Source organism: Mycobacterium sp. URHB0044 (assembly GCF_000620625.1).
Taxonomy (GTDB): domain Bacteria; phylum Actinomycetota; class Actinomycetes; order Mycobacteriales; family Mycobacteriaceae; genus Mycobacterium.
Genome location: NZ_JIAW01000005.1, coordinates 215,734 through 239,823, shown reverse-complemented (window position 1 = coordinate 239,823; position 24,090 = coordinate 215,734). Strand labels below are relative to the sequence as shown.

Annotated in this window: 29 protein-coding genes and 1 pseudogene; 16 read left to right on the top strand and 14 right to left on the bottom strand. The window is 67.1% G+C overall.

Annotation, left to right across the window (positions count from 1 at the left end; translation table 11 throughout):
- The gene (locus N536_RS0112810) at positions 1–696 is read right to left on the bottom strand and encodes a hemerythrin domain-containing protein (RefSeq protein WP_029113958.1); all 696 of its coding nucleotides are present in this window, start codon (positions 694–696) and stop codon (positions 1–3) included.
- Positions 697–798: 102 nt separating this feature from the next.
- The gene (locus N536_RS0112805; RefSeq protein WP_029113957.1) at positions 799–1,443 is read right to left on the bottom strand and encodes a TetR/AcrR family transcriptional regulator; all 645 of its coding nucleotides are present in this window, start codon (positions 1,441–1,443) and stop codon (positions 799–801) included.
- 55 nt (positions 1,444–1,498) lie between these two features.
- Here N536_RS0112805 and N536_RS0112800 point away from each other — a divergent pair, with 55 nt between their 5' ends.
- On the top strand, positions 1,499–2,830 hold the full coding sequence (locus tag N536_RS0112800) for an NAD(P)/FAD-dependent oxidoreductase (protein ID WP_029113956.1): 1,332 nt from the start codon (positions 1,499–1,501) through the stop codon (positions 2,828–2,830).
- Here the strand turns inward: N536_RS0112800 and N536_RS0112795 are convergent.
- On the bottom strand, positions 2,827–4,110 hold the full coding sequence (locus tag N536_RS0112795; protein ID WP_029113955.1) for a cytochrome P450: 1,284 nt from the start codon (positions 4,108–4,110) through the stop codon (positions 2,827–2,829). The genes N536_RS0112800 and N536_RS0112795 overlap by 4 nt on opposite strands.
- 86 nt (positions 4,111–4,196) lie before the next feature.
- On the opposite strand from N536_RS0112795, the gene N536_RS43335 reads away from it, so the two are divergent.
- The 4 genes from N536_RS43335 (at position 4,197) to N536_RS0112780 (ending at position 7,286) form a co-directional block, all read left to right on the top strand.
- Positions 4,197–4,328, top strand: coding sequence for a hypothetical protein (locus N536_RS43335; protein WP_255358435.1), 132 nt, complete (start codon positions 4,197–4,199; stop codon positions 4,326–4,328).
- A gap of 12 nt (positions 4,329–4,340) precedes the next feature.
- A complete protein-coding gene (locus tag N536_RS0112785) occupies positions 4,341–6,275 on the top strand; it encodes an NAD(P)/FAD-dependent oxidoreductase (protein ID WP_029113954.1) in 1,935 nt (644 codons plus the stop codon).
- 151 nt (positions 6,276–6,426) lie between these two features.
- Positions 6,427–6,741: a hypothetical protein gene (locus tag N536_RS42185; RefSeq protein WP_155948566.1), complete on the top strand. Its 315-nt coding sequence runs from the start codon at positions 6,427–6,429 to the stop codon at positions 6,739–6,741.
- A 74-nt stretch (positions 6,742–6,815) separates the two neighbouring features.
- Positions 6,816–7,286, top strand: coding sequence for a hypothetical protein (locus N536_RS0112780; RefSeq protein WP_029113953.1), 471 nt, complete (start codon positions 6,816–6,818; stop codon positions 7,284–7,286).
- Here the strand turns inward: N536_RS0112780 and N536_RS38325 are convergent.
- Positions 7,279–7,575, bottom strand: a pseudogene (locus tag N536_RS38325) (SRPBCC family protein); the annotation flags it as partial. The gene N536_RS0112780 and the pseudogene N536_RS38325 sit on opposite strands and share 8 nt — an antisense overlap.
- A gap of 100 nt (positions 7,576–7,675) precedes the next feature.
- On the opposite strand from N536_RS38325, the gene N536_RS0112770 reads away from it, so the two are divergent.
- From N536_RS0112770 to N536_RS0112760, 3 genes are all read left to right on the top strand, one after another.
- Positions 7,676–8,554: a TIGR03854 family LLM class F420-dependent oxidoreductase gene (locus tag N536_RS0112770; RefSeq protein WP_029113952.1), complete on the top strand. Its 879-nt coding sequence runs from the start codon at positions 7,676–7,678 to the stop codon at positions 8,552–8,554.
- Between the two features lie 71 nt (positions 8,555–8,625).
- A complete protein-coding gene (locus N536_RS0112765) occupies positions 8,626–9,132 on the top strand; it encodes a redoxin domain-containing protein (RefSeq protein WP_029113951.1) in 507 nt (168 codons plus the stop codon).
- 12 nt (positions 9,133–9,144) lie between these two features.
- Positions 9,145–10,008: a cytochrome c biogenesis CcdA family protein gene (locus N536_RS0112760; RefSeq protein WP_029113950.1), complete on the top strand. Its 864-nt coding sequence runs from the start codon at positions 9,145–9,147 to the stop codon at positions 10,006–10,008.
- Between the two features lie 20 nt (positions 10,009–10,028).
- On the opposite strand, the gene N536_RS0112755 is transcribed toward N536_RS0112760, so the two are convergent.
- Positions 10,029–10,211: a hypothetical protein gene (locus N536_RS0112755; protein ID WP_029113949.1), complete on the bottom strand. Its 183-nt coding sequence runs from the start codon at positions 10,209–10,211 to the stop codon at positions 10,029–10,031.
- A 326-nt stretch (positions 10,212–10,537) separates the two neighbouring features.
- Between N536_RS0112755 and N536_RS0112745 the strand changes: the two genes are divergently transcribed.
- Together N536_RS0112745 and N536_RS38320 are read left to right on the top strand one after the other, a co-directional pair.
- Complete coding sequence (locus tag N536_RS0112745; protein WP_036436150.1) at positions 10,538–11,410, top strand: cyclopropane mycolic acid synthase family methyltransferase; 873 nt, start codon at positions 10,538–10,540, stop codon at positions 11,408–11,410.
- A gap of 92 nt (positions 11,411–11,502) precedes the next feature.
- Positions 11,503–11,973: a hypothetical protein gene (locus tag N536_RS38320; RefSeq protein ID WP_064751544.1), complete on the top strand. Its 471-nt coding sequence runs from the start codon at positions 11,503–11,505 to the stop codon at positions 11,971–11,973.
- A gap of 4 nt (positions 11,974–11,977) precedes the next feature.
- Here N536_RS38320 and N536_RS0112735 read toward each other — a convergent pair whose 3' ends face one another.
- The 3 genes from N536_RS0112735 to N536_RS38315 are packed head-to-tail and all read right to left on the bottom strand — an operon-like array spanning position 11,978 to position 13,874.
- Positions 11,978–12,355 (bottom strand): thiol-disulfide oxidoreductase DCC family protein, encoded by a 378-nt coding sequence (locus tag N536_RS0112735; RefSeq protein ID WP_029113946.1) that lies wholly within the window; start codon positions 12,353–12,355, stop codon positions 11,978–11,980.
- Between the two features lie 20 nt (positions 12,356–12,375).
- Positions 12,376–13,422 carry an agmatinase gene (gene speB / locus N536_RS0112730; protein ID WP_029113945.1) on the bottom strand — a complete coding sequence of 349 codons (1,047 nt, stop codon included), beginning with the start codon at positions 13,420–13,422 and terminating at the stop codon, positions 12,376–12,378.
- Positions 13,419–13,874, bottom strand: coding sequence for a thioesterase family protein (locus tag N536_RS38315; protein ID WP_231514510.1), 456 nt, complete (start codon positions 13,872–13,874; stop codon positions 13,419–13,421). The genes speB and N536_RS38315 overlap by 4 nt, the downstream gene beginning before the upstream one ends.
- A gap of 79 nt (positions 13,875–13,953) precedes the next feature.
- Here N536_RS38315 and N536_RS0112720 point away from each other — a divergent pair, with 79 nt between their 5' ends.
- Positions 13,954–14,901 carry a threonine/serine dehydratase gene (locus N536_RS0112720; protein WP_029113944.1) on the top strand — a complete coding sequence of 316 codons (948 nt, stop codon included), beginning with the start codon at positions 13,954–13,956 and terminating at the stop codon, positions 14,899–14,901.
- Between the two features lie 90 nt (positions 14,902–14,991).
- Positions 14,992–15,255: a hypothetical protein gene (locus tag N536_RS38310; protein ID WP_036436144.1), complete on the top strand. Its 264-nt coding sequence runs from the start codon at positions 14,992–14,994 to the stop codon at positions 15,253–15,255.
- 1 nt (position 15,256) lies between these two features.
- Here the strand turns inward: N536_RS38310 and N536_RS0112710 are convergent, their stop codons facing one another.
- Both N536_RS0112710 and N536_RS0112705 read right to left on the bottom strand, forming a co-directional pair.
- Positions 15,257–15,496, bottom strand: a complete 240-nt coding sequence (locus tag N536_RS0112710; RefSeq protein WP_029113943.1) for a hypothetical protein — start codon at positions 15,494–15,496, stop codon at positions 15,257–15,259.
- A 161-nt stretch (positions 15,497–15,657) separates the two neighbouring features.
- Positions 15,658–17,121: a peptide MFS transporter gene (locus N536_RS0112705; RefSeq protein ID WP_029113942.1), complete on the bottom strand. Its 1,464-nt coding sequence runs from the start codon at positions 17,119–17,121 to the stop codon at positions 15,658–15,660.
- Positions 17,122–17,338: 217 nt separating this feature from the next.
- On the opposite strand from N536_RS0112705, the gene N536_RS0112700 reads away from it, so the two are divergent.
- The 3 genes from N536_RS0112700 to N536_RS0112690 are packed head-to-tail and all read left to right on the top strand — an operon-like array spanning position 17,339 to position 20,087.
- Positions 17,339–18,652 carry a hypothetical protein gene (locus N536_RS0112700; protein ID WP_231514509.1) on the top strand — a complete coding sequence of 438 codons (1,314 nt, stop codon included), beginning with the start codon at positions 17,339–17,341 and terminating at the stop codon, positions 18,650–18,652.
- A 31-nt stretch (positions 18,653–18,683) separates the two neighbouring features.
- Positions 18,684–19,286, top strand: coding sequence for a Pr6Pr family membrane protein (locus N536_RS0112695; RefSeq protein WP_029113940.1), 603 nt, complete (start codon positions 18,684–18,686; stop codon positions 19,284–19,286).
- Between the two features lie 54 nt (positions 19,287–19,340).
- Positions 19,341–20,087 (top strand): L,D-transpeptidase, encoded by a 747-nt coding sequence (locus tag N536_RS0112690; protein WP_155948564.1) that lies wholly within the window; start codon positions 19,341–19,343, stop codon positions 20,085–20,087.
- Here the strand turns inward: N536_RS0112690 and N536_RS0112685 are convergent.
- Genes N536_RS0112685 through N536_RS0112675 form a run of 3 tightly spaced genes read right to left on the bottom strand, consistent with a single transcriptional unit; the run spans position 20,071 to position 22,297 of the window.
- Entirely contained in the window at positions 20,071–20,745 is a 675-nt protein-coding gene (locus tag N536_RS0112685; protein ID WP_036436141.1) for a sterol desaturase family protein, read from the bottom strand. The genes N536_RS0112690 and N536_RS0112685 overlap by 17 nt on opposite strands.
- A complete protein-coding gene (locus N536_RS0112680) occupies positions 20,742–21,464 on the bottom strand; it encodes a FadR/GntR family transcriptional regulator (protein ID WP_029113937.1) in 723 nt (240 codons plus the stop codon). Before N536_RS0112680 ends, N536_RS0112685 begins: the two co-directional genes overlap by 4 nt.
- 56 nt (positions 21,465–21,520) lie before the next feature.
- Positions 21,521–22,297 (bottom strand): helix-turn-helix domain-containing protein, encoded by a 777-nt coding sequence (locus N536_RS0112675; protein WP_029113936.1) that lies wholly within the window; start codon positions 22,295–22,297, stop codon positions 21,521–21,523.
- A 118-nt stretch (positions 22,298–22,415) separates the two neighbouring features.
- Between N536_RS0112675 and N536_RS0112670 the strand changes: the two genes are divergently transcribed.
- Positions 22,416–22,781, top strand: a complete 366-nt coding sequence (locus N536_RS0112670) for a hypothetical protein (RefSeq protein WP_036436139.1) — start codon at positions 22,416–22,418, stop codon at positions 22,779–22,781.
- Here the strand turns inward: N536_RS0112670 and N536_RS0112665 are convergent.
- Complete coding sequence (locus N536_RS0112665; protein WP_029113934.1) at positions 22,726–23,982, bottom strand: cytochrome P450; 1,257 nt, start codon at positions 23,980–23,982, stop codon at positions 22,726–22,728. The genes N536_RS0112670 and N536_RS0112665 overlap by 56 nt on opposite strands.
- Positions 23,983–24,090 lie beyond the last annotated feature (108 nt).

Sequence of the window (24,090 nt, the reverse complement as noted above, 5' to 3'; positions counted from 1 at the left end):
CTAGCCGAATACCGTCCGCTCAAGCCGGCGGTGTCGGATCGACAGCGCAGCGATCATGGCCCGAATGCCGAGCCCGGCGTGCTTGGAGAGGTCGGCGCGTTCGGACTCAGTCATGACAGCGATCGTGCGCGGGCCGTCGAAGGACAGCCGCCCACGTCGTTGCGCGGTCTTCTCGACACGCTGCCAATCCTGCACCGAGACATGCTCGGTGATCACCGGGAACAGGTCTCGCTCCTCTTCCGCGATGTGCTCGGTGAGGAGTGTGAGCAGATCGTTCAGCTCGGCCGCCATCAGCTGCGCGGTCTTGGCATCCCCGCCGGACAGCCGGAAAGACGCTGCACGCGAACGCAACTGATCCAGTCGCGGCTCCAGGGCGGCGTGGTCGTCAGTCAGCTCGGAGAGGTCGACGCGATCCCCGGCGCTGGCCCCGATCACCGGCCAGAGGGTTTGGTCCTCGGTGCTGTGGTGGTGATGAATGGACTCGCACAACAGTTCCACATAGCGGGCGATCGCCCGAGCCCGGTGCGGCGCGCACGCGGTGCGGCCCGCGCCCATCGCTGCCACCAGTTCCGCGATCCTCCGCACGTCGGTCAGCATGGCGCGATGTGCAAGCGAGATGCCCAAGAGGTCGGGCTCGGGATCGCCGGGCCGGCGTGGGGTGACGCGGACTGCGGTGCCGTGGGTTGGCGTACTCACTGAAGTCTCCTCTGCAGGTGGATCGGTCGAAACACACTGTGCCGAGACCTACTTGCAAACGACTTGCGTTCGACTTGCAGCGATCCAGGGGCACTGATCGCGCTACGGCTGAATCAGCTGCCCGGTCAACGTCCGTGCCAGCCACCGTTCGAACTTGCCGACCGACCAGCCGCGGCTGCGAACCAGGCGGTCGAACAGCAACGGATCGGTGGCCAGCCACGCCACGTCGGTCGCGTCGGCGCGGGACATGTTTTCGGACAAGGCGTCGAGCGTGGCGAGGCGCTTGACGACGGCGCGGGCGCCGGCCAGGCGCTGAGCGCGGTACTCGTCGATCAGGCGGCGTGCGTCGTCGTCGCCGTCGGCGGCTACTTCGAGCGCGTGCAGCAGACTGGCTGCGCGCACGTCGATCTCGACCAGGGCGCGCACCCATCCCGCGAGCAGCGCCGCCGGGTCTTCCAAGGCGAGTAGGGCACGGATCGCCGGCCGGTCCGCGATCGCGATCGGTTCGTCGTCGCCTGCGACAGCCCAGTCCAGGGCCGACTTCAACAGTTCGACCTTGCCGCCGACTGCGCTGAACACCGTCTTGCGGCTGACGCCTGCGGATTCGGCCACCCCGTCGATGGTGGTCCGGCCATAACCGTCTGCGATGAACAGCCGCGCAGCCGCCGCCACGATCGATTGCCGGGTGTCGGCCGCCTGAGCGGCACGTAGGGTCGAACGGTAGTCGCGCTTGACAGAATCATTCATTGACGTCACCCTCGGTGTATTTACTACACTCTAAGTTACCTTAAAAGGGGGATGGATGCGACCGGTCGTCGTCGGCGCCGGACCGACTGGGCTGTTCACCGCGATCGCGCTCGCGAGGCGCGGCCATGACGTGGTCCTCGTCGACCGTGACCCCGGCCCACCCGCACAAGGCCCGTGGCGCCGCAGGGGAGTCATGCAGTTTCATCACGCGCACACCTTGCGTGGCCCGGTCGTCGATGCCCTGCGCACCGGAATGCCGGACGTGCTTGACGATTTGGTCGATGCCGGCGCTGTCGTCGCCGACGCCCCCGACGGCCGCGCGGCCGCGCTGTTGTGCCGGCGCGCGACGTTCGATGCGGCATTGCGCCGCCGGGCGTTGGTGGAGCCGAGGATCGAGGTCCGCACCGATCACGTCGGCGGAGTCGTCGAGCATGGCGGGCGCATCCATGGGGTTTCACTGTCGAGCCATGCCCTCGTTGGCGACGTCGTCATCGACGCTTCCGGCCGGGGGAGCAGATTCACCGCCGACCTTCGACCGCCGCCCGAGGGCGGTGACTGCGGCGCCGTGTACGTCGACCGGCTATACCGCTTCCACGCCGACTTCCAAGGCACCTCACCCGCTCCGACCAACTCGCCGATCGGATTGTCGCTGGGCTTCCCTGGCTACTTCGCCATCGGCTTCCTCCACGACGACCGGACGTTCTCGATCACCTTCGCCCACGACGGGACGGATCCCCGGTTGCGCCGCCTGCGGCACGCGGAGGTCTTCGAAGCAGCCATCAGCGCGATACCTCGGCTGGCGGAGTGGATCGATCCGCGCCGCGCCTGCGCGATGGCGCCGGTGTTGCCCGGCGGCAAGCTGTACAACGGCTACCGGGGCCAGCTCGACGCCTCCGGCCGACCGATGACGCCGGGCATGATCTCCGTCGGCGACGCCGTCTGCACGACGACCCCTCTCGCCGGGCGGGGTGTGACGCTGGCGCTCGCGCAGGCGCGGGCCTTGATCGACGCCTTGGATGAGCATGTCGTTGACATCGACTCTGCCACAGTGCAATTCGACCAGTGGTGCACCGAGAACATCCGGCCGTGGTTCGACGACCATTGCCACGCCGACGCCGACCGGCTGCGAAGGTGGTCGGGTGGCGACGTCGACATCACCCGGCGTCTGCCGTCAGATCTGATCGTCGCCGCGGCCGCCGCCGACGACACCCTTCGCGCCGTCGTCGAGCCCTACGCCCGGATGGACGCGCTGCCATCGAGCCTGGACGCCGTGGAGCCCCAAGCCAGGGAGATCTACGCCTCCGGCTGGCGGCCAGCCGCACCCGACGGTCCCAGCCGGGAGCAGTTGGCCGAACTGTGCGAGGCCTGGGAAGACGGCGCGGCCTAGCGCGGCGGCGTCCAGGCCACCGGCAACCGCTTGATCCCGTGGATGAACGCGGACCGCAGGCGATCGGGTTCTTCGGTCGCCGTGAGGTCGGGGATCCGGCGGTGCAGTTCCTCGAAGATCACCGTGATCTCACGTCGGGCCAGGTTCGCTCCGAGACAGAAGTGCGCACCGCCGCCACCGAAACCCACGTGCGGGTTGGGCTGGCGTCGCACGTCGAAGGTCCACGGATCGGCGAACCTCGCTTCGTCGCGGTTCGCCGATCCGTACCAGAGGGTGACCTTGGCGCCCTCGCCGAGCGCCACCCCGCCCAGCTCGGTGTCGCGGGTGACGGTGCGCCGCATGTACGCCACCGGTGACGCCCAACGGACGATCTCTTCGACGGCCGTCGGCGCCACCTCGTCGTAGTGGCCCCACCAGTCGGCCCGCTGATCGGGGTAGCGGCTCAAGGCGAGAACGCCGTGGCTGATCGCATTGCGGGTGGTTTCGTTGCCTGCCACCACCAGCAGGATGAAGAACGACGCCACCTCGCTGGAGGTCAGCCCGGTGCCGTCCACCTCGGCCTGCACCAGGTTGGTGGTCAGATCGTCGCCGGGACGAGCCCGTCGATCGTCGGCCAGTTCCGACGCGTACGCGCCGATGTCCATCGCGACGCGGACGAACTCGTCGAAGTCCGTGGTCAGGTCGGGGTCGCCGAAGCCAAGGATGACGTTGGTCCAGTGAAAGATCTTCAGATGGTCGTCCTCCGGGATGCCCATCATGTCGCAAATGATTTGCAGGGGAAGGGGACCGGCCAGTTCGGTGACCAATTCGCCCGTGCCGTCGGGATGGGCGGCCACCATCTCGGTGACCAGGCGGCGGGCGCGATCGCGGACGGAGTCCTCGATCCGCGCGAGCACCCTGGGGGTGAACGCACTGCGGACGATGTTGCGCAGCCGGGTGTGGCGCGGATCGTCCATCGCGATCATCGAGCCGAAGTACTCGTTGAGTTCGGGGACCTGATCGCCGATCGTGATGCCCTGAGCCGAGCTGAAGATCTCGGGGTGACGGCTGGCGTGGAAGACGTCGTCGAAGCGAGTGACCGCCCAATGTCCCTTCCCGGCGGCGACCCCGTCCTGGACGAATTCCGGCTGAAACGAGACCGGGGCCTCACGACGCAGGGTGGCGAACGCACCGTCGCGCAGGTCGTCGTCTTGTGCCCAGAACTCCCAAGAGCCGAGGTCGATCTCGGACAGCGGAACGTCGGGGGGCACGGCACCGTTGACCCGCGTCGAGATACCCACGTTGCATCACCTCATCGTCGAGTACGTGATGCACCGAGGGTAGATCCTCCCGGGGTGCTTCGCCCCTATCTTCAGGGCCGAGCCTCGTGCCCGACGCGGCCGCGGGTTCGGCGTTGCTCCTTCATCTTCGCCTCGAACACGTGCCGCCTGCCGCCTTGGAGGTCCTCGCGGACTTGGCGCGTTCCGCCGATGGCCTGCGCGCCGCCAGTCTGGCGTGATAGCACCAAGTGGTGCGGAACCCACATGCAGGGCAACCATTTACGTCATCCGACGAGGAGATCACCGACGCGTTGCTCGACGTCAGCATCCCGACGTTGATGTTGTCGCTGGTGCACATGTCGGCCGACCCGACGCTGATCCGGGGGGCGCTGCGGCCAGCGGGTCTCTTCCTCAACGAAGTTCAGGGCTACATGTCGGAGGAGGACAAGGCCGCGGTCCGCAAGATCGCGCTCGAGGTGATCGCCGACTACCGCGACCGCGGCTGCCCCGAACCCGAGCCGATCGGGCCGGAGTTGCTGAAGGAGATGATGGAGTGGCTGGTCTGCGAACCGGTACCCGACGAGTACGTGCCGATGCTGCTCGAGGAGATGGAACTCGACGGCAGGGACGCGCGAGCCGACCGGGACGTCACCGCCCTGGACTCCTCGGCCAGAGCCGACCACCACGTCGTCGTCATCGGGTGCGGTGAGTCGGGGCTGCTCGCGGGCATCCGGCTCAAGGAAGCAGGCATCCCGTTCACGATCGTGGAGAAGAACACGGGCGTCGGCGGCACGTGGTACCAGAACACCTACCCGGGGGCACGGGTCGACGTCGGCAACCACTTCTACTGCTACAGCTTCGAACCCACCGATCAGTGGACGCATTTCTTCGCCGAGCAGCCGGAGCTGCAGGCCTACTTCGAGGGCGTGATGCACCGGCACGGCATCCAGCCGCACGTCCGATGGGGCACCGAGGTAACGGGCGCACACTGGGACGACGCGACCGCGACCTGGACGGTGTCGACGCGCGGACCGGACGGCACCCAGAACACGCTGACCGCGCGGGCGGTGATCAGCGCCGTCGGTCAACTCAACCGTCCGCACGTGCCGACCATCCCGGGACAAGACCGCTTCGAGGGCCCGTCCTTCCACTCGGCCGAGTGGGACCACGCGGTGGATCTGCGCGGCAAGCGCGTCGCGCTCATCGGTGCCGGCGCCAGCGGGTTCCAGATCGCGCCGGCCATTGCCGACGACGTCGCGCACCTGACCGTCTTTCAGCGCACCGCCCAGTGGATGTTCCCCAATCCCAACTACCACGCCGAGGTTGGTCCCGGCGTGCAATGGGCGTTGCGGCACTTGCCGTTCTACGGCCGCTGGTACCGGTTCCTGCTGTTCTGGCCCGGCTGCGACAAGGGGCTCGCGGCAGCCCGGGTCGACGCCGACTATCCGGACCAGCAGCGTGCCGTCAGCGAAATCAACGAACTCACGCGGCAGATGTTCACCGAGTGGATCCGCAGCCAGGTCGGCGACGATCCGGATCTACTTGGCAAGGTGGTGCCGGACTATCCCGCCACGGGCAAGCGCACGCTGCAGGACAACGGCAGTTGGTTGCGCACGTTGGTGCGTGATGACGCCGACCTGGTCCGTACCCCCATTGCCCGCATCGAACCGGACGGCGTGGTGGACGAGGCCGGGGTGCGCCATGCCGCCGACGTCATCGTCTACGCAACCGGGTTCCGGGCCAACGAGATGCTGTGGCCGATGGCGATAATCGGCCGCGACGGATCGGATTTGCGCGAGCGGTGGGGCGATCGCCCGTCCGCGTATCTCGGCATCACGGTGCCGAACCATCCGAACTTCTTCTGCATGTACGGGCCGGGCACCAACCTCGCCAGCGGGGGCAGTCTGATCTTTCATTCCGAGTGTCAGATGCGCTACATCACACAGTGTTTGGAACTTTTGATTGACGGCGGCCACCGCTCGCTGGAGCCTCGTGAGGACAAGCTGGCCGATTGGGTGGAACGCAGCCAGGCGGAGCTGCGCAAGATGGTGTGGTCACAGCCCTCGATCAAGCACTCGTTCTACAAGAACGCACACGGCGAGGTGTACGGCCTGAGCCCGTGGCGGCTCGTCGACTACTGGGCGTGGACCCGCGAACCAGACCCGAACGACTTCGTGTTCCGGTAGCGGTCATGCCAGCGATGGTGGGCGTTTAGCAACACCTGGCACAGCAGCCTCAGGGGTAACTCGATCTTAGTTCACCCCTGGCGGACGCAGCAAATCGTCGGCCTGCACGCCTGCAAACGAATCATCAATCACACCAGTAACATCCATTGCAGTGGTCTCCACGCAGACGCGGTGGCGGCAGGATGCCGCATGGGTTGTGGCCTGGCTCTCTACGGTGAAAACCCATGCACCACGGCGATATCCGCGGTCGCCGACGATCATCACCGCGGCAACCATCGCGGCGGTGATTGTCTACGCGGCCAGCAATGTCGTTGCGCTGCAATGCGAGAATGAGAACCACGCAGCGATGGACGAGCATGCCGCCAGTGGCCAATGGCGGCGGCGCATCGATTTCTGCCAGCCGGTAACGCGCCGCGCTTCGACGTCGATAGCGGATGTAGGGGTCACATCAGGGGTACTGGAATGAAGGTGACCGTTTGAACGTCGAAACACGTGGGTGACCACCGCCGTCAAACGTCACCGGGTATAGGAGTGACACGAATGAAGCTGATCAAGGTCGCCGCCGCTGCCATGATCGTCGGCGGGCTGAGCTTCGGCTCGGTCGGCCTCGGCGCGACGGTCGCCGGCCTCGGTGCCGGCGTGGCGTCCGCTCAACCTGCCGCGCCGCTGCCGCTGAAACCGCACGGCAACGACGACTTCTGTCCGCCGTGGTGCGGCAACGGCCCGGGCAACGGCCATGGAAATGGCAACGGCAATGGGCACGGCAACGACGGGTGGGACAAGGGCCCGTGGTGGGCCAGCAACAACCACGAGTGGTGGGACGACAACAACGGCGCGCCGCCGTGGGGTTGGGGTCCGCCGCCTCCGTTCCAGTGGAACGGTGGTCCGCTGCCGCAGAGCATCAACTACTGGGGCTACAACGCGAACCCGGTGTGGAACGACGTCAACCGTCAGTGGGGAATCTGGCTGTTCGGTCTCTGGATTCCGATCTTCGGCGTCGGCTTCAACTAGCCCCGGCAGCGTCGGCTTCGACGACGGCCTTGATCCGCTCCAGCGTCTTGCGCATGTCGCGGATGTTGCGCCGTCGTCGAAGCTGGCCGCCGAGTAGCCCGAACATGGTGGTGAACAGTCCTTCGTTCATCCGGAACGACTCGGTGACGTCCGTGCCGCCGTCGGCGGCTGCGAAAGCGTAGTGCCAGTTGTTCACGGGCAGGTCTCCGATCAGGACCGCGAAACCGAACTCTCGTTCGGGCTCACAGGCCGTCACCCGGCACGTCGTCCAGTACACGGGGCCGATCTCGAGACCTTATCCACGCGGTGGTGCCCCAAGAGTCGATATGGCGTTAACTGGCATACGTGACCGATTGCGTTCTCACCCGGGACATCTCGGGGCTGCGATGATGAAGATCCGATTCGGCGTCGGGCTGGGTGCGGACACCGGACCCGCGATGCTGCCCGACGTCGTCGACCGCCTCGAGGCCCTGGGCGTCGACTCGCTGTGGTTCTCCGAGCTGGTGTACTCCGAGGCGGTCGATCCGTTCATCGGGATGGCGTTTGCCTTGGCCCGCACGCGGAACCTCAAGGTCGGTACGTCGGTGGTGGTACTGCCTGGGCGCCATCCGGTGCTGGTGGCCAAGCAGTTGGCGTCGCTCGCGGCGCTGGCGCCGCGGCGGGTACTGCCGGTGTTCGGCCTGCGCTCCGCGATACCCGCCGAACGCGAGATCTTCGTGGTGCCGGATGGACGACGTGCAGAGGTATTCGACGAGTCGCTGCGGTTGCTGCGCTCCAGCCTGCAGTCCGACGCATCGTTCTCGGGCGACTTCTTCACCGTGTCGGCCGTCGGTGTGGCGCCGCGACCGGACAAGCCGCTGGACATCTGGTTGGGCGGTTCGGCGCCCGCGGGATTCCGGCGCATCGGTCGGCTCGGGGACGGGTGGCTTGGCAGTTTCCTCACCCCCGCGGAGGCGCGGCGCGGCCGTGAGCAGATCGAGGAGGCGGCCGCGGTGGCCGGCCGGGTCATCGAGCCGGACCACTTCGGCATCAACCTCGCCGTGAGTGAGGGCGGCCTGCCCGCCGAGCTGCTCGACGCCATACGGCGCCGTCGGCCCGACGTCGATCCGGCCGAGCTCGTCGCGGACGGTTGGTCGCAGCTGCATCGCATGATCGACGGGTACCTGGCGGCCGGGCTCACCAAGTTCGTCATCCGCCCCGTGCGCTCCGACGGGATCGACGCGTTCATCGACCGGTTCGCTGCGGAATTGCTGCCGAGGGAGAACTGACTGTCCGACGCGGGTGAACCCGATGGCGCGCACATTCGTGTCAAGGGTGTGCACCGGTGAGGGGAGGCGTCATGAAGCCCTTGTGTTCTCGACTGCGCGGATGGCTGAGCCTGGTGATCGTTGCGGGCTTCGCCGTGTTGGTGGTGGGAAGTCCGCCGACCGCGGTTGCCGATGACCGGCTGCAGTTCGCCGGTACCACCCTGACTGGACAGCCATTCAGCGGTTCCAGCCTCGTCGGCAAACCTGCGGTGTTGTGGTTCTGGACGCCGTGGTGCCCGTTCTGCAACGCCGAGGCACCGTCGGTGAGCGCGGTGGCCGCGGCCAATCCGGCGGTGACGTTCGTCGGGGTGGCGGCCCGTTCCGACACCGGGGCCATGCAGAACTTCGTCCACAAGTACGGCCTCGGCTTTACCAATCTCAACGATGCCGACGGTTCGATCTGGGCCCGCTACGGCGTGCCGTGGCAGCCGGCGTACGTGTTCTACCGCCCCGACGGAAGTTCGACGTTCGTGAACAATCCGACCGCCGCCATGCCGCAGACGGAGCTCGCGGACCGGGTGGCGGCGCTGACCCGGTAGGCAGGCGCCGACGTGGGAGCGGGTGGTCTCGGCCTTGCCTTCGGGGCCGGGCTGGTGGCGGCACTGAACCCGTGCGGTTTCGCGATGCTGCCGGCGTACCTGGCCCTGGTGGTGCGTGGTGGAGGCGCCAGCGGACCGTCCGCCGTCGCGCGGGCCGTGGCTGCGACGGCAGCGATGGCCGCGGGGTTCGTCGCGGTGTTCGGCGCCTTCGGCTTGCTCGCCGTGTCGGCCGCCAACACGGTTCAGCGCTACCTTCCGTACGCGACCGTCACGATCGGCATCCTCCTTGCCGCCCTTGGCCTTTGGCAGCTGAGCGGCCGCACGGCGAGGATCCCGATGCGAGGTCCGTTGGTGACTGGCACTCGGTGGGCGCCCACGGCGGCGCTCGGCTCGATGTTCGGGTACGGCGCGAGTTACGCGCTCGCCTCGCTGTCCTGCACGGTCGGGCCGTTCCTGGCGGTCACCGGCATCGGCGTCGGCTTCACCCGCGGCGCCCTGCCCGCAGTCCTGGCCTATGCGGCGGGCCTCGCGCTCATCGTGGGCACGCTCGCGATGACGGCGGCACTGGCAGGTTCCGGTGTCGTGGACCGACTGCGTCGAATCGGCCCCTACGTCAACCGGATGGGCGGAGCGCTGCTAGTCATCGCCGGGGCCTACGTCGCGTACTACGGCTGGTTCGAACTGCGGTTGTACACGGCGGGCGCCGACCCGGCCGACCCCGTCATCGCGACGGCCGGCCGCGTCCAGGGCGTCGTCGCGGGCTGGGTGCACGCCCATGGAGCGTGGCCGTGGCTGGTGGTCATGGTCCTGACCGTCGTGGCGTGGTGGTACTGGCGGCGAACGTCGGCGCGGGTCCACGTTCGGCCCGGGGACTGATCGTGGACCCGCGCGGGCGGTCAGCGGTCGGGGATCTCGTCGTCCTCGTCCTCGGGTACTTCGAGAAACTGCTCGATCAGGTCGCCCTCGTCGGCGTCCAGATGGCTGGTTACCGCGATCTCGTCGGGATCCAGGACCGGCTCTATGGCGTCCGGATCGACGTCGATCGGTTGAAGCTCCTCGAATGTCTCCGGTTCACTCATGATTGGCTTCCCTCCCAACGTTGCGCGCAGTGGTACCCGCGCCAACAACGGTACCCACGCGCAGACGTTTGCATTCCAGCTAATCACTGGCCAGCGGATTCTCAGCAGCCTCAGCAACTTCATCCAGATTTCGGCACGGCGCGCAGGTCAGGCAATGAATCGCGAGGTGATGAGATGAGCTAGGCAAATTCTCGTGGATTCGCTGTTGCTTTTATCGTTCCGGTACTGTGCATAAACTGCTCAGACGTGCGGGGGCGCTCTCGAGCCATGTGGAGCTTCGGACCATAATCGAACCAGACGTTGAAGGCTGTGAATTGCCAGATCAGATGAGTGACACCAAGGGCTTGAAGCCGCACTTCGAAGACGTGCAGGCGCACTACGACCTGTCCGATGACTTCTTTCGGCTGTTCCTCGACCCCACCCAGACCTACAGCTGCGCGTACTTCGAACGCGACGACATGACGCTGGAGGAAGCGCAGCTCGCCAAGATCGACCTGTCCTTGGGCAAGCTCGACCTGAAGCCGGGGATGACCCTGCTCGACGTGGGCTGCGGTTGGGGCGCGACCCTCAATCGAGCCCTCGAGAAGTACGACGTCAACGTGGTCGGCCTGACCCTCAGCAAGAACCAGCAGGCCCACGTCGCCGACCTGTTCGCCAAGTCGGACAGCCCCCGGGACAAGAGGGTGCTGTTGGAGGGCTGGGAGCAGTTCCACGAGCAGGTCGACCGGATCGTGTCGATCGGCGCGTTCGAGCACTTCGGTCGAGACCGGTGGGACGGCTTCTTCAAGATGGCCTACGCGGCGCTGCCCGCCGACGGGGTGATGATGGTTCACACCATCATCAAGCCGAGCGGCGATGAGATCCAGGCGCGCGGCCTGCCGCTGACCATGACGAAGCTGAAGTTCTTCAAGTTCATCATGGACGAGATCTTCCCCGGCGGTGAGCTGCCGTACGCGGCCGACATCGAGGAGCACGCACGACAGGCCGGCTTCGAACTCACCAAGGTGCAGCCGTTGCGCCTGCACTACGCGCGCACGCTGGACATCTGGGCAACCACCCTCGAATCACGCAAGGACGAGGCCATCGCGGTCCAGTCCGAAGAGGTCTACGACCGGTACATGAAGTATCTGACCGGTTGCGCCGACCTCTTCCGTGAGGGCTACACCGACATCTGCCAGTTCACCCTGAAGAAGGGCTGAGCAGCGCGTCTGCGGTCCGCTGGCTCCGCGCATCGGGGTCGAGGACGTTACTGGGCTCGGTACTGGCGCTGACGCTCGCATCGGGTGCCGCCGTGGTGGCGGTGAACCACGAGCACAGCCGGGCAACCCGTGCGCCTGACCCGCTGAGCGATGAGCGGGCCAGCGCTCAAGTCGTCGAGGCGGCCGTCGAGATCACGCGACGGGCGGAGCTGGGTGATCCGGCCGGTGGCTACGCGTTTCGGTCGTGCAACAACGCGCACGATCCGCCCTATCAGGCCGTCGTCCACATGACCTTTCTACTGCCGCAAGGCAATTCGGTCGGATATCTCTCCGGCGTCGGAGCGGCGATGACGGCTCTCGGCTGGACCGAGGCAGCGACCCCCGCCGAGCACTTCGGCAGGAAGCTGACGAGATCCGGTGTAACCGCGGTCTTCTACCGCAACCCCGAACGCACCGATCTGGCGACGATGCGCATCTACGGCGAATGCCGGGTGGTGACCGACCATCGCAACGACGATCCGATGTGGACGGAGCTCACCGACCGGCTGCGCCGACCACGCTGAACCCTCAGCAGGCGACGGGGTGGGATTCGCAGTACGGAGTGGTGCCAGGGAAGCGGTACCGGTGTGCCGCCACCCAGCGGTACACCGCGTCTTGGGCCCACCGGATGCCTGGCAACCGGTAGACGGTCAGCGGTAGCCGCGTCCCCAGCGCGGCCGACAGCGCCGCGTTGACGCCCTCTGCGCCGCCGTAGACGGCGCCCGAGGAGTCCAGCCACCACGAGGAGTCATGGAGTCGGTCGGCGGGGATGCCGAGGGCGTCCAGCGTGCCCGGCTGCTGGAACGGCTCGGTCCGGACCCCGCCCGTCCTGTCCAGCCTGACGAGGAAGTCACGCGCGCGGGTGCACACGCCGCACTTGCCATCGAAGTAGAAGACTCCGGTCATGACTTCATGATCCTCCGGGATCAGGTACGTGGGCGCGCCGGGGGACCGACTTTGCCGCCCGCCGCGTCGCGTCGCCGCGCGGCCATGCCCGCGAGTGCCTCGAAGACCACCCGGTGCGCGGCGTTCACCGTGAGCTCGGCGTGGTCGTAGGCGGGCGCCACCTCCACCACGTCGACGCCGGCGACGTCGTGGTCGTAGCACAGCTGGCGCACCATGCGGAGCAGGTCGACGCTGGTGATGCCGCCGGGCTCAGGTGTTCCGGTGCCGGGCGCGTGTGCCGGGTCGAGCACGTCGATGTCGACCGATAGGTACAGCTTGTCCGCCTTGGCCAGCGCCTCTCCGACCGCATCGGTCATGACGGCCTTGAAGCCGCGCTCCCAGATCTCCTGCATGGTGTGCCACACCATGCCCTGCTCTTGCATCCACTCGAACGTGTCCTGCGGCGGCCAGTAGCCGCGCAATCCGACCTGCACGAAATGGGTTCCGGGAACGGCGCCCGACTCGATCAGGCGACGCATCGGCGTGCCGTGACTGGCCAAGTTGCCATCGATGATGTCCGCCGTATCGGCGTGCGCGTCGAAGTGCACGATGCCGACGTTGCCGTAGCCGTGCACGTCGGCGACCGCCGTCGCCGACGGCCAGGTGATGGAGTGGTCACCACCGAGCACGACGGGCACGATGCCGCGGGACGCGATCGTGGCGACCCGTTCCTTGATGTTGGCGTGCGACACCTCGGTTTGACCGTGCGGACAGAAGGCGTCACCGAAGTCGACCACCTCGAGCCAGTCGAAGATCTCGAGTCCCAGATCCATGTGATAGGTGCCCGGCTCGTAGGCGGTGGCCCGGATCGCCCTGGGCCCGAAGCGCGCGCCGGGACGGTTGGTGGTCGCGACGTCGAACGGCGCGCCGACGATGGCGACGTCGGGTTGCCACGCATCGAGTTGTTCGGGCTCGGTGAGGAACGGTCGGTGCCCGAACGAGACCATCCCCGAGTAGGGCAAGTCGAGCTGCTCGGCCATGCCGGGCGGCAGTTCGCGATGCGGCCCGTGGTCGTGCGAATGGCTCATGGGGCGACAGTACCGTCAATCGGCAGGCCTTGACGCGCAACGGAAGTGAGGGTCGCACGCAGCTCGTCGGGAATCGGGCGCTTCGTCCAGTCCTGCGTCGACACCACCACGTAGACGTTGCGGCCACGGACCGCGCTCACCCGCTCGCCGGCGTCGCCGACCCGAAGGACGTCGAACGCAAGCGTGAAACTCGTCGTCCCGACAGCAGCGCACGTCACGCCGACGCGGACGTCGTCGCGCCAGCGAACCGCTGCCACGTAGTCGATCTCGCTGTGCACCACCTGAATGTCGTGGCCGTCGGCGATCAGCCCGGGGTATGCCACGCCGAGGTGATCGAGGAATCCCGTGCAGGCCTCGTCGAACCACGTGAGGTAGTGGCCGTTGAACACCACGCCCTGCTGGTCGATTTCGGCGTAGCGGGGCACGATCGGCAACGAGAACGCTTCGCTCACATGGCTAACCATGCCCCGCCACCGCCCTGCACGGCAACGGCGGGTCGGGCTCGGTGATCGCGGCTGACAGACTTGACCCATGCAACTCGTCACCATCGATGACATTCGCGCGGCCGCGGACCGGATTCGCGGTTCGGTCGTCCGGACGCCGCTGCTGCCTGCGCCCTGGGGCGATCCCGAACGGCCGCTGTGGATCAAACCGGAGAATCTGCAGCCGATCGGGGCGTTCAAGGTCCGTGGCGCATTCAATGCGATGGGGCGGCTCGACGACGCCGTGCGCGCCAGGGGAGTGGTCGCCTACTCGAGCGGCAATCACGCTCAGGCGGTGGCCTACGCGGCCGCGGCCTTCGGCATTCCGGCGCACATCGTGATGCCCGAGGAGACTCCCCACGTGAAGGTCGCGGCGACCCGCAGCTACGGCGCCGAGATGGTGTTGTGCGGTGCGGGGCAGCGCGAGAAGGTGGCCGACGAGGTGGTGGCGCGGACCGGTGGGGTGCTGGTGCCACCGTTCGATCACCCCGACATCATCGCGGGGCAGGGCACCATCGGCCTGGAGATCGCCGACGACTTGCCCGACGTCGCGACCGTGCTGATTCCCGTCAGCGGAGGAGGCCTGGCGTCCGGCATCGGCACCGCGATCAAGGCGCTGTGCCCGCGCGCCCGCGTCATCGGAGTCGAACCCGAACTCGCGGCCGACACTGCGCAGGGCCTCGCCGAGGGGCACCGGGTCGACTGGTCGATCGAGGACCGCAACCGCACCATCGCCGACGGTCTGCGTTCGCAGCCCTCAGCGCTCACCTTTGCGCACCTGCAGCACGTCCTCGATGAGGTGATCACCGTGTCGGAGAACGACATTCGCGACGCGGTCCGCGAGATCGCGGTACGCGGCCACCTCGTCAGCGAGCCCAGCGGCGCGGTGGCGTTGGCGGGCTACCGGCTGGCGCGGACACCGCCGGGCCCGACCGTGACGATCCTGTCGGGCGGCAACGTGGAACCGCGGGTGCTCGCCGCGATCCTGGCCGCTTGATCGAGGTTGCCTGGCCGGTGACGTTCGCCGCGCGACGGCGTAAAGTTGCCTGCAGCCCGAGGTCGGGGGATGTTTGCAGGAGGCCTTCGGATGAATCGAATACTTCGTAGATTGTGCGCCGGTACGGCCGCCGTCACGGCAATGGTGTTGGGGCCGTTGTTCGTGACGACGGTGGTGACCCCGGCGGTCAGCTGGGCGTGCGATTGGGGTCAGGTGTGGGACGCCCCGAGCAACAGCTGCGTCCCCGCGCCGCCACCGCCACCCATCGGCGCCGTCGGACCGGTCACCTGGTGCATCGGGGCGCCGATACCGTTCGTCCCGATGAGTTGGTGCGTGCCGGTCGGGCCGACCTGAGTCACCAGCCGATCACCAGGGGGCAGGCCGGGGAGCAGCGGTCGTGCATCGCGTGCTCCCAGGCGTCTTGTTCGGCTGCCGCCTTGAGGTAGCGACGGCGGCCCGCCCAGCCGCAGGTGCATGCTGCCGTCGAGTGCGCGAACCGCAGGTTGTGCACGCAGACCACGCCATGCGGCGCATGATCGGTGACCGCATCGGTGATCCCGCGGTCCCCGACGTCCAAGATGGATGCCGTCGTCATCGTGTACTCCTTCGTCGACCCGACCTCGTTGTCTGTCTGACGCACGAACAAGCGCTCGCGTTCCCATCATCACCCGCTCGCGTGGCGGATTCGGTTTACGACATGTCACAACTCGGCCAACGCGCCGATCGGATCACCGGGCCGCTGCGCGCGACCACGCGTTAGTGCACGCCTTCCATCAGGCGACTCATCCAGTTCGAGATGAGCAGCACCACCACCCCGGCGGCGATCGCCACGGCACCGATGATGCCGAAGTAGGCGAACTCCTTCGCTGGGTCGTAGTACCCGGCCAGGACACCGGACATCGACGTGCCCAGCGCCACGGAGAAGAAGTACAGCGCCATCATTTGTGCACGGAAGGCCTGCGGCGCCAGCTGGGTGGTCACCGCCAGGCCGATCGGCGAGATCATCAGCTCCGAGATGGCGAAGATGGCCATGACGCCGACGATCAGCAATGCGGGCACCGCCCTGCCCGTAGTCCCCGCCATGGGGAGGAACAACAGGAACGCTGCCCCCATCCCGATGACGCCGTACGCGAACTTGCGCGGCGTGGTGGGCGCCCGGTTGCCCAACCGCGTCCACATCACGGCGAACACCGGCGACAGCAGGATGATCCACACCGGCTCGATCGACCCGATCCAGTTGGACGGCGCCGTCCAGCCGAAGATCGACCAGTTCATCCTTTCGTCGGAGTAGACCGCCAACACCGTGAAGATCTGCTGAAACAACGACCAGAACACTGCGTTGGCGATGAACAGTGGAATGAACGCGCGAACCCTCGTCCGTTCCACCGCTTGCACCTTGGAGCTGGTCAGCAACACGGCGAAGTAGGCCACCGAGGCCGCCACGATGACGCCCGTCGTCACCTGGGACAGGTTCGCGAGGGTGATCAATCCGGTGGCGAGCACCGCCGCGAGCGCCGCCACGGCGATGGCGGCGACGGCGACATAGCGACCGATGTGATTACGCGGCAAGAGGTTCGGAATCTCTCGACCGTGCTCGCCGAGGTTGCGCCGGAAGACCGCGTACTGCGCGAGCCCCAGTGTCATCCCGACGGCGGCGGCGCCGAACCCATAGTGGAAGCCGGCATGCGTCTGCAGCAGCCCGGTGATGAGCGGGCCGATGAAGGCACCGAGGTTGATGCCCAGATAGAACAGGGTGAATCCGCCGTCGGCGCGAGCGTCACCCTTCTCGTAGAGGGTGCCAAGCAGCGAGGACGCATTCGCCTTGAGGGCACCCGCACCGAGCGCGACGAGGACCAGCCCGATGCCGACACCGGCCAGCCCGGGCAGGACGGCCAGCGCGAGGTGACCGGCCACCACCACGGTGCCGCCGTAGAACACCGTGCGCTCCATGCCGAGCAACCGGTCGGCGATCCAGCCGCCGAGCACCGTCGACAGGTACACCAGGCCGCCGTAGGCGCCCACGATCCCGGTGGCGGTGGTCTGCGGCAACGCCAGACCACCGTCGGTGACGGAGTAGTAGAGGTAGTAGCCGAGGATCGTGAGCATCCCGTAGAACGAGAACCGCTCCCACATCTCGACGCCGAAGAGGTTGACCAGCCCGATCGGATGCCCGAAGACGGTGCGCTCGACCGGCCGGTCACTGTTGGGTGCCGTGGCCATGACAGTCACCTTGCCACGGAGGCGGCGCCGTCACGGTCGGTTGGCGCGGGCCCGGCGAGCCCGTCGGGGAATCGCCGGGTAATGTCACCCCGAAAGGTGGATCTTCACCACGCCTGCCGGCGCCGCTCGATTACGTTCTGGCGTTCGCGCTGCCACGCGGCGGTGGCCATCTCGTCGGTCCGAAGGGATATGTGTGGACGCGGTTCTCGGGTTGTCGATGACTCCGACCTCCGTCGGACTCGTCCTCGTCGAGGGGCAGGATGCCGACGGAGCCACGATGGACCGCAACGCATTCGACGTGCCGAGGGGCGCGCTCGACACCTCCGAGCAGGCGGCCGCGGCCGTGCTCCGCACCGAAGCCATCGCCGCGAATCGTGGGCTACGTCTGCACTCCATCGGCGTGACGTGGAGCGAGGACGCCGACGTCGAGGCATCAGCGCTGATGAAGTCGCTGTCCGAATCGGGGTTCGACAACGTGGTGGCGATCCGGCTGCCCGAGGCCACCGAGGCGTTGGCCCGCGGCATGGCAGCCGTCATCGGCTACGAGACCACCGCGGTGTGCGTCATCGAGCCGGACTCCGTGATCACCCTCGTCGTCAATACGTCGGACGGGGCGGTGCAGACCGCGTTCAACCACGCCATCGACTCCGACGAGAGCCTGATCAGCTGGCTGAGCACGGTGTTCACCATGGCGGACTGGCAGCCCGAGGCGTTGGTCGTCGTCGGTTCGGCCGGCGGTTTCGAGTCGATCCTGCCGCAGCTCGAAGACGCGCTCTCGGTGCCGGTGTTCGCGCCGGAGGAGGCCGAACTCGCACTAGCCAGGGGCGCGGCACTGGCCTCGGCGCAGACCATCGAACTGCCGCTGGTCGACCTCGACGACGCCGATCTCGGCCACGCGTACGAGGCGGACGTGTCTGTCGGCAGGCACCGCTCCGCGGACCGTGCCGCGCCGAGGCGCGCGCCGATCGGCCACAAGGGCGCCGCGATCATGTTGGTCGCCGGCGTGCTGACGTTCGTCGTCTCCGTGTCCGCCGCGGTCAGCCTCGAATTCACGCCGCGCCGGCCGGCCACTTCCGCTGACCCGGTAGCCGCCGTCAACGTCCCGGAGACCCCCGCGGCCGTGAAGGCCATCCCGCCGGCCTTGCCACCGCCGGTGTCGATTCCCCCGGCGCAGGCCGTCGAGCCGGCTCCGCTGCCGGAGGCGCCGGTCGTCGACCCCGCACCGCCGGAGGCGAGCATCCCGGCCGAGGCGCCGGTCATCGCCGATGCGCCGGTCACCGACCAGGCCCCGATCGTCGATTCGGCGGCTCCATCCGCCGACCTACCGGTGGTAGACCCGGCATTGGCGCCACCGGCCGCGGGCGTCGTTCCGCCACCGGCCGTCGTGCCACCGATCGAGTCGACCATGCCGACGAAGAAGCCCGGCATCCTCTCCCGCATCAAGGAGAAGCTGACACCCGGCAATGACAACCCGCCGGTGGTGCTGGCGCCGCCGCCTGCCGAGGTCGTGCCGGTCCCGCCGGCCCAGTAAGCGAAATCGCACGTCAGTGCCTTTGGGACGCTTGCCAATTCAGGGCTCTGTCAACGACGTCCGCATCTTCCTTCGCCTGACGATCGTTCTGGCCGTCGTGCTGGCGCTCGTCGTCGTCGAGCTGTCATCGCGGTCCGGCGTGTTGTGGCGGTTGGTGACGTTCACCTACCAGGCCAACGTGTTGGCGGCGGCGTACTACGCGTGGAGCTTGGTGTCACCGCGCGCCGATGCCCGTACCGGGTTGCGCGGCGCAGCGGTGCTGTACGTGGTGGTGGCAGGCGTGATCTGGAATCTCTTCCTGACCGGGCACAGCATGGGATACACCCCGGCCAACGTGATCCTGCACGTCGTCGTACCGCTGCTGGCCGTCACGGATTGGCTCCTCGTCGGCAGGGGAGAGGGCGCGGTGCGGTGGTGGCAGCCGTTCGCGTGGCTGGCCTACCCGGCCGCGTACGCCGGTCTTGCCCTACTCGTGCTGAACAACGCGGGCCGGCGCGCTCCGTACTACTTCCTCGATCCCGGCAGCGTCGGCATCGCCGCCGTGTTGGCGAACACCACCATCTTGGCGCTCGGTTTCCTGGCCTCGGGTTACGTGCTGTTGGCCCTGGCGCGCAGGCCCTCGGCTAACGCGTAACCGGCCGCAAGCGAACTACCATGTACACAGGCTGCCCGAATCGGAGGATGGAACTTGCGTAGAGCGCTGCGGTACGTGCTGACGGTGACGGGAGTGTCGACGATGTTGCTGGCCGGTGCGGTCGGCAACGGTGTGGCCGCGGTGCCACCCCAGCCAACGGTTGCCAAGATCGCACCGGCGGCCGGTGACGTGGTGGGGGTGGCCATGCCGGTCACCGTGACGTTCGCCGGGCCGGTCGCCAACCGGGGCGCCGCGGAGCGGTCGATCGGCTTCTCCTCGCCGAAGACCCCACCGGGGACCTTCACGTGGCTTGCCGACGATGCCGTGCAGTTCAAGCCCACTGGATTCTGGCCGGCCCATTCGACGATCTCGGTGTCGGTCGGTGGGGCCAAGACCAGCTTTGGGACGGCCGCGGCCGTGGTGGGTCTTGCCGACATCGATGCGCATACGTTCACCGTCAGCATCGACGGCCAAGTGGTCCGCGAGATGCCCGCGTCGATGGGAAAGCCGAAGTTCCCCACGCCCATTGGTCAATTCACCGCCCTGGAGAAGGAGTCCGTCGTCGTGATGGACTCGCGCACCATCGGCATCCCGCTCAGCGATCCCGAGGGATACAAGCTCACGGTCAACGACGCCGTTCGCATCACGTGGGGCGGCGTCTACGTGCACAGCGCGCCGTGGTCGACGGCGTCGCAAGGTAATTCGAACGTCAGCCACGGCTGCATCAACCTGAGTCCCGACAACGCCGCCTGGTACTACGACACGGTCAACGTCGGCGACCCGGTCATCGTGCAGGCGTAGCCGCGTGGAGGTTCTTCGCCGTCGGTGACGTTGCGACCGAGGCGGCGTCGGGATACGTGCCGAGTACCCGGTCCGCCGTCCCGGAACTCGTCACGGTGAACCAGTAGTGTTCGTTCTTGAAGTGATGCTGCCGGTGGTTCTTCCAGATTGCCCGGTAGGCACGGGTTTTCGGTTTGTAGTCGCTGTGGATCAGGTAGTGGCACCACTCGTAGACCAGCCCGAGCACGGTGAGGAACACCAGGTAGGTGAGCCCGAGTCCGATGCGCGGAAAGGCGAACACGCCAATGCCGACCGCCAATGGCAGCACCCAGAGCAGCGCGCGCCATGGGATGAAGATCAGCGGTACGTCGCGCGGGTCGACGTGATGTTCGCGGTGCTTGCGGGCCAGTAGGGGGTCGATGGTCAGCGGCCCGACTTGCCGTGGCCGCCAGTGCAATATGCACACGTGGATGACCCACTCGTAGAACGGAAATGCCGCCAACATTGCCGCCGGGACCAGTGCATCGGTGAGCTGCCAGTCTCCAACGACGATCCGGATGGTCAACGCCACCACGAAGGTCGTGCCGATCATCCACGGCGACGGGTGTTTCCAGAACTCCCGTGCCGCGTCGATCAGCGAGAAGCCACGGCGGCGGGATGCGGTCACGTCGGCGTTCACTTGACGGCCTCCAAGGTGTCGACCGCACCGAGCAGTGCCACGGTTGCGGGTTCCAACAAATCGCGCGCGGCTCGTTCGGCCGCCGCCGGATCGCCGTCGCGAATCGCCGCGGCGATGGCGCGGTAGGCCTCGGGGCGGCCCACCTCGTCGGCCATCATCGTGGCCAGTGCGGGCAATGCCGGCTCATAGGTCGCGCGAAGTGTGTTGTACATCAGGCGAAACGCGATCGAGTCGGCCCCGTCGACGACGTGGTCCCAGAACGTCAGTGCGTGCCGCTGGCGCTCGGCGGGGTCGTCTTCACCGGCGAGCGCCGCAATGCACGCGTCGAGCAGGTCGGCCAGTTCCTTGCTGCGCCGCGCTGCGGCGAGTTCGGCGACCTTGGGGCCGTTGTGAAGTCGCGTTTCCAGGATGCTGCGTATCACCGAGAGGTCGACCTCTCCTGCGCGGATCAGGAGGCGGGGGAGCAGGTCCAGCCCGGCATGGCGCCGGAAGTCGCGCACCGTCGTGGCGTCGCCTTGACGTACCTCGACCAAACCGGCAGAGGTGAGCCGCTTGATGGCCTCCCGGATCGCGGGTCGGGACACGCCGAGCACCTCGGCCAGTCGTCGCTCACTGGGCAGCGCCTCACCGGGCCGCATGTCGCCACTGAGCACCTCGGCAACGATCTGCTCGAAGACGTCTTCGGGGACGGAGCGCCGGTTGACGGGCTGTAGGGCCATGATTCCACCATGACAGCATGGTGATCACAGGTCAAGTGGTCTTACCAGTTGCGGGGTCAACGCACCGCCGCGGCGGTCGACTCGTCCGCAGGCAGGAATGCCTCGATGCTGAGCTCGGCCGCGGTGAGGTCCAGCGCCGTGCCGAACGTGGTCACGGTGCTCAGGAACGTCAGCACGCTGCCGTCGGGACCGTCGAGCTGCAACGGCACGACGACGCCGCCCAGGTCGGTGGCATCGTCGAATCCGCCCGGGTAGGACTCGATCTCGGCCAGTAACGCGGCCAGTTCGTCGGAACCGCTGACCGTGACCTCCCGGCGCAGGCGACTGATGACGTGGTGTCTCCATTGCCCGAGGTTGCGGATCCGCGGCGCCAAGCCGTCCGGATGCAGTGAAATGCGCAGGGCGTTCGGCGGATCGAGCAAGTCTGCGGCGACGCCCTGCAGCATCAATCCGGCCCCGGCATTCGCCGCCACGATGTTCCAGCCGCGGTCGACGGCCAGACACGGATACGGCTCGTAGGCCTTGAGTACCTGGTCGATTCCATCGCGGACCGCGGCCATGTCGGGGTCGTCCAGTGAGCGCTCCGCGTACACGGGCGCCAAGCCGGCTGCCAGGAGGAGTTGATTCTGTTCGCGCAGAGGCACTTCCAGTGCGTCGGCGAGCCGAAGCACCATCGCGCGGCTCGGAGCCGACCGGCCGGTCTCGATGAAGCTGACGTGTCGCGACGACACGTCGGCCTCGATGGCCAGGTCCAACTGGCTCAGCCGGCGTCGTTGCCGCCATTGCTTCATCAACGATCCGAACGGGGGATGTTGGACATCGACGGTGGTCACGGGCCCAGTCTGACGCAGCTTCGGACCGTCTTCCACTACCCGAGAGGTAATTGCTTCGGTTACCCGCGGGCGCAACGCTAGCGGTGTCCGAGATTCCGGACCTACCGAGGAGACGACGATGCACACCCGCCAGCAGCCAGTTGCGGACCAGGAGATACCACGGTGGCTGCGGTTCGTGATGAAGTCCGATCGCGCGGGTTCGTCGTGGTTCATCGGCACCGGGTTCTTCTTCGCGCCGGCGCTCGCGATCGTGTCGCCGTGGCCGACGCCGACCACCGCACTGTGGTTCATGATCGCCGCCGCGGGACTCTGGCTGGGCCTGCTCGGCGTGGCGATGGCGACCGGACTGGCCATGGTGCTGCGCTCCAACCGGGAGATCCCGGAGGACTACTGGCGGTCGATCATCGACTACCCAACCGCGCCGAAGGCTAGTGCGGCACAGCCTGTTTCGACGCACCTAGGTAGTCGACCTGCCAGTGCTTGATGCCGTTGAGCCAGCCCGACCGCAGCCGCTCCGGCGGTGAGATTGGGGTGAGGTCGGGCATGTGGTCGGCGACCGCGTTGAAGATCAGGTCGATCGTCATCCTGGCCAGGTTGGCGCCGATGCAGAAGTGCGCACCGGTACCGCCAAAACCCACGTGCGGGTTGGGATCCCGAAGAATGTTGAAGGTGTAGGGGTCCTCGAAGACGTCCTCGTCGAAGTTGGCGGACCGATAGAACATCACCACCCGCTGACCCTTCTTGATCTGCACGCCGCTCAATTCGGTGTCTTCGAGGGCGGTGCGCTGGAACGAAGTGATCGGGCAGGCCCAGCGGACGATCTCGTCGGCAGCCGTCACCGGCCGCTGTCTCTTGAACAGCTCCCACTGGTCGGGGAACTCGGTGAACGCCATCATGCCCTGGGTGATCGAGTTGCGCGTCGTCTCGTTGCCCGCGACCGCCAACAGGATGACGAAGAAGCCGAACTCGTCGTCGGAGAGCTTGTGCCCCTCGACGTCTGCTTGCACCAGCTTGGTGACCAGGTCGTCGCCGGGGTTCTTCGACCGTTCGGCGGCCATCTGCATGCCGTACATGATCAGCTCGATCGACGCAGCCATCGGATCGTTGCCGCCGAACTCGGGGTCCTGATCGCCGACCATCTGATTCGACCAGTCGAACAGCTTCTTGCGGTCCTCCTGCGGCACGCCCATGAGCCCGGCGATGGCCTGCAGCGGCAGCTCGGCCGAAACCTGCTCGACGAAGTCGCCGGACCCCTCCGCCGCGGCCTCCTTGACGATGTTCTGCGCCCGCTGATCGAGTTCCTCACGTAGGCGTTCGATGGCCCGCGGAGTGAACGCGCGCGAGATGATCTTGCGCAGATGGGTGTGGTGCGGCGCGTCCTGGTTCAGCAGCACGACCTTTCCCCGCTCCAGCGAGTCGGGATCTGCGTCCTCGCGGTACCGCGGTAACGCCGTCTTCGCGTTGCTCGAGAAGACGTCGCTGCGCCGCGACACCTCCTTCACGTCGTGGTGCTTGGTCACCACCCAGAAGCCGCCGTCACGGAACGCACCCACGTCATGCGGCTGTTCGTTCCACCAGATCGGAGCGACCTTGCGCATCTCCGCCAACTCGGCGATGGGCAATCGCTCGGAGTAGATGTCCGGATCGGTGAAGTCGAACCCGGGGGGAAGGTTCGGAGACGGCATCTAGGCTCCTCGTATGACGTGATCTAGTGGCGTACGCCATTGCTACACCACTGATCGCGGGTATCGCGGCCGCTTGCTCAAACTCCCAAGTAGAACGTGTTCCCGCAC

Excerpts from the sequence above, each read along its gene's own strand:
- N536_RS0112805 (WP_029113957.1), bottom strand. The coding sequence starts at position 1,443 with ATGAATGATTCTGTCAAGCGCGACTACCGTTCGACCCTACGTGCCGCT.
- N536_RS0112800 (WP_029113956.1), top strand. The coding sequence starts at position 1,499 with ATGCGACCGGTCGTCGTCGGCGCCGGACCGACTGGGCTGTTCACCGCG.
- N536_RS0112780 (WP_029113953.1), top strand. The coding sequence starts at position 6,816 with ATGAAGCTGATCAAGGTCGCCGCCGCTGCCATGATCGTCGGCGGGCTG.
- N536_RS0112770 (WP_029113952.1), top strand. The coding sequence starts at position 7,676 with ATGAAGATCCGATTCGGCGTCGGGCTGGGTGCGGACACCGGACCCGCG.
- N536_RS0112765 (WP_029113951.1), top strand. The coding sequence starts at position 8,626 with ATGAAGCCCTTGTGTTCTCGACTGCGCGGATGGCTGAGCCTGGTGATC.
- N536_RS0112755 (WP_029113949.1), bottom strand. The coding sequence starts at position 10,211 with ATGAGTGAACCGGAGACATTCGAGGAGCTTCAACCGATCGACGTCGAT.
- N536_RS0112745 (WP_036436150.1), top strand. The coding sequence starts at position 10,538 with ATGAGTGACACCAAGGGCTTGAAGCCGCACTTCGAAGACGTGCAGGCG.
- N536_RS0112735 (WP_029113946.1), bottom strand. The coding sequence starts at position 12,355 with ATGACCGGAGTCTTCTACTTCGATGGCAAGTGCGGCGTGTGCACCCGC.
- speB (WP_029113945.1), bottom strand. The coding sequence starts at position 13,422 with ATGAGCCATTCGCACGACCACGGGCCGCATCGCGAACTGCCGCCCGGC.
- N536_RS0112720 (WP_029113944.1), top strand. The coding sequence starts at position 13,954 with ATGCAACTCGTCACCATCGATGACATTCGCGCGGCCGCGGACCGGATT.
- N536_RS38310 (WP_036436144.1), top strand. The coding sequence starts at position 14,992 with ATGAATCGAATACTTCGTAGATTGTGCGCCGGTACGGCCGCCGTCACG.
- N536_RS0112710 (WP_029113943.1), bottom strand. The coding sequence starts at position 15,496 with ATGACGACGGCATCCATCTTGGACGTCGGGGACCGCGGGATCACCGAT.
- N536_RS0112705 (WP_029113942.1), bottom strand. The coding sequence starts at position 17,121 with ATGGCCACGGCACCCAACAGTGACCGGCCGGTCGAGCGCACCGTCTTC.
- N536_RS0112700 (WP_231514509.1), top strand. The coding sequence starts at position 17,339 with ATGACTCCGACCTCCGTCGGACTCGTCCTCGTCGAGGGGCAGGATGCC.
- N536_RS0112680 (WP_029113937.1), bottom strand. The coding sequence starts at position 21,464 with ATGGCCCTACAGCCCGTCAACCGGCGCTCCGTCCCCGAAGACGTCTTC.
- N536_RS0112670 (WP_036436139.1), top strand. The coding sequence starts at position 22,416 with ATGCACACCCGCCAGCAGCCAGTTGCGGACCAGGAGATACCACGGTGG.
- N536_RS0112665 (WP_029113934.1), bottom strand. The coding sequence starts at position 23,982 with ATGCCGTCTCCGAACCTTCCCCCCGGGTTCGACTTCACCGATCCGGAC.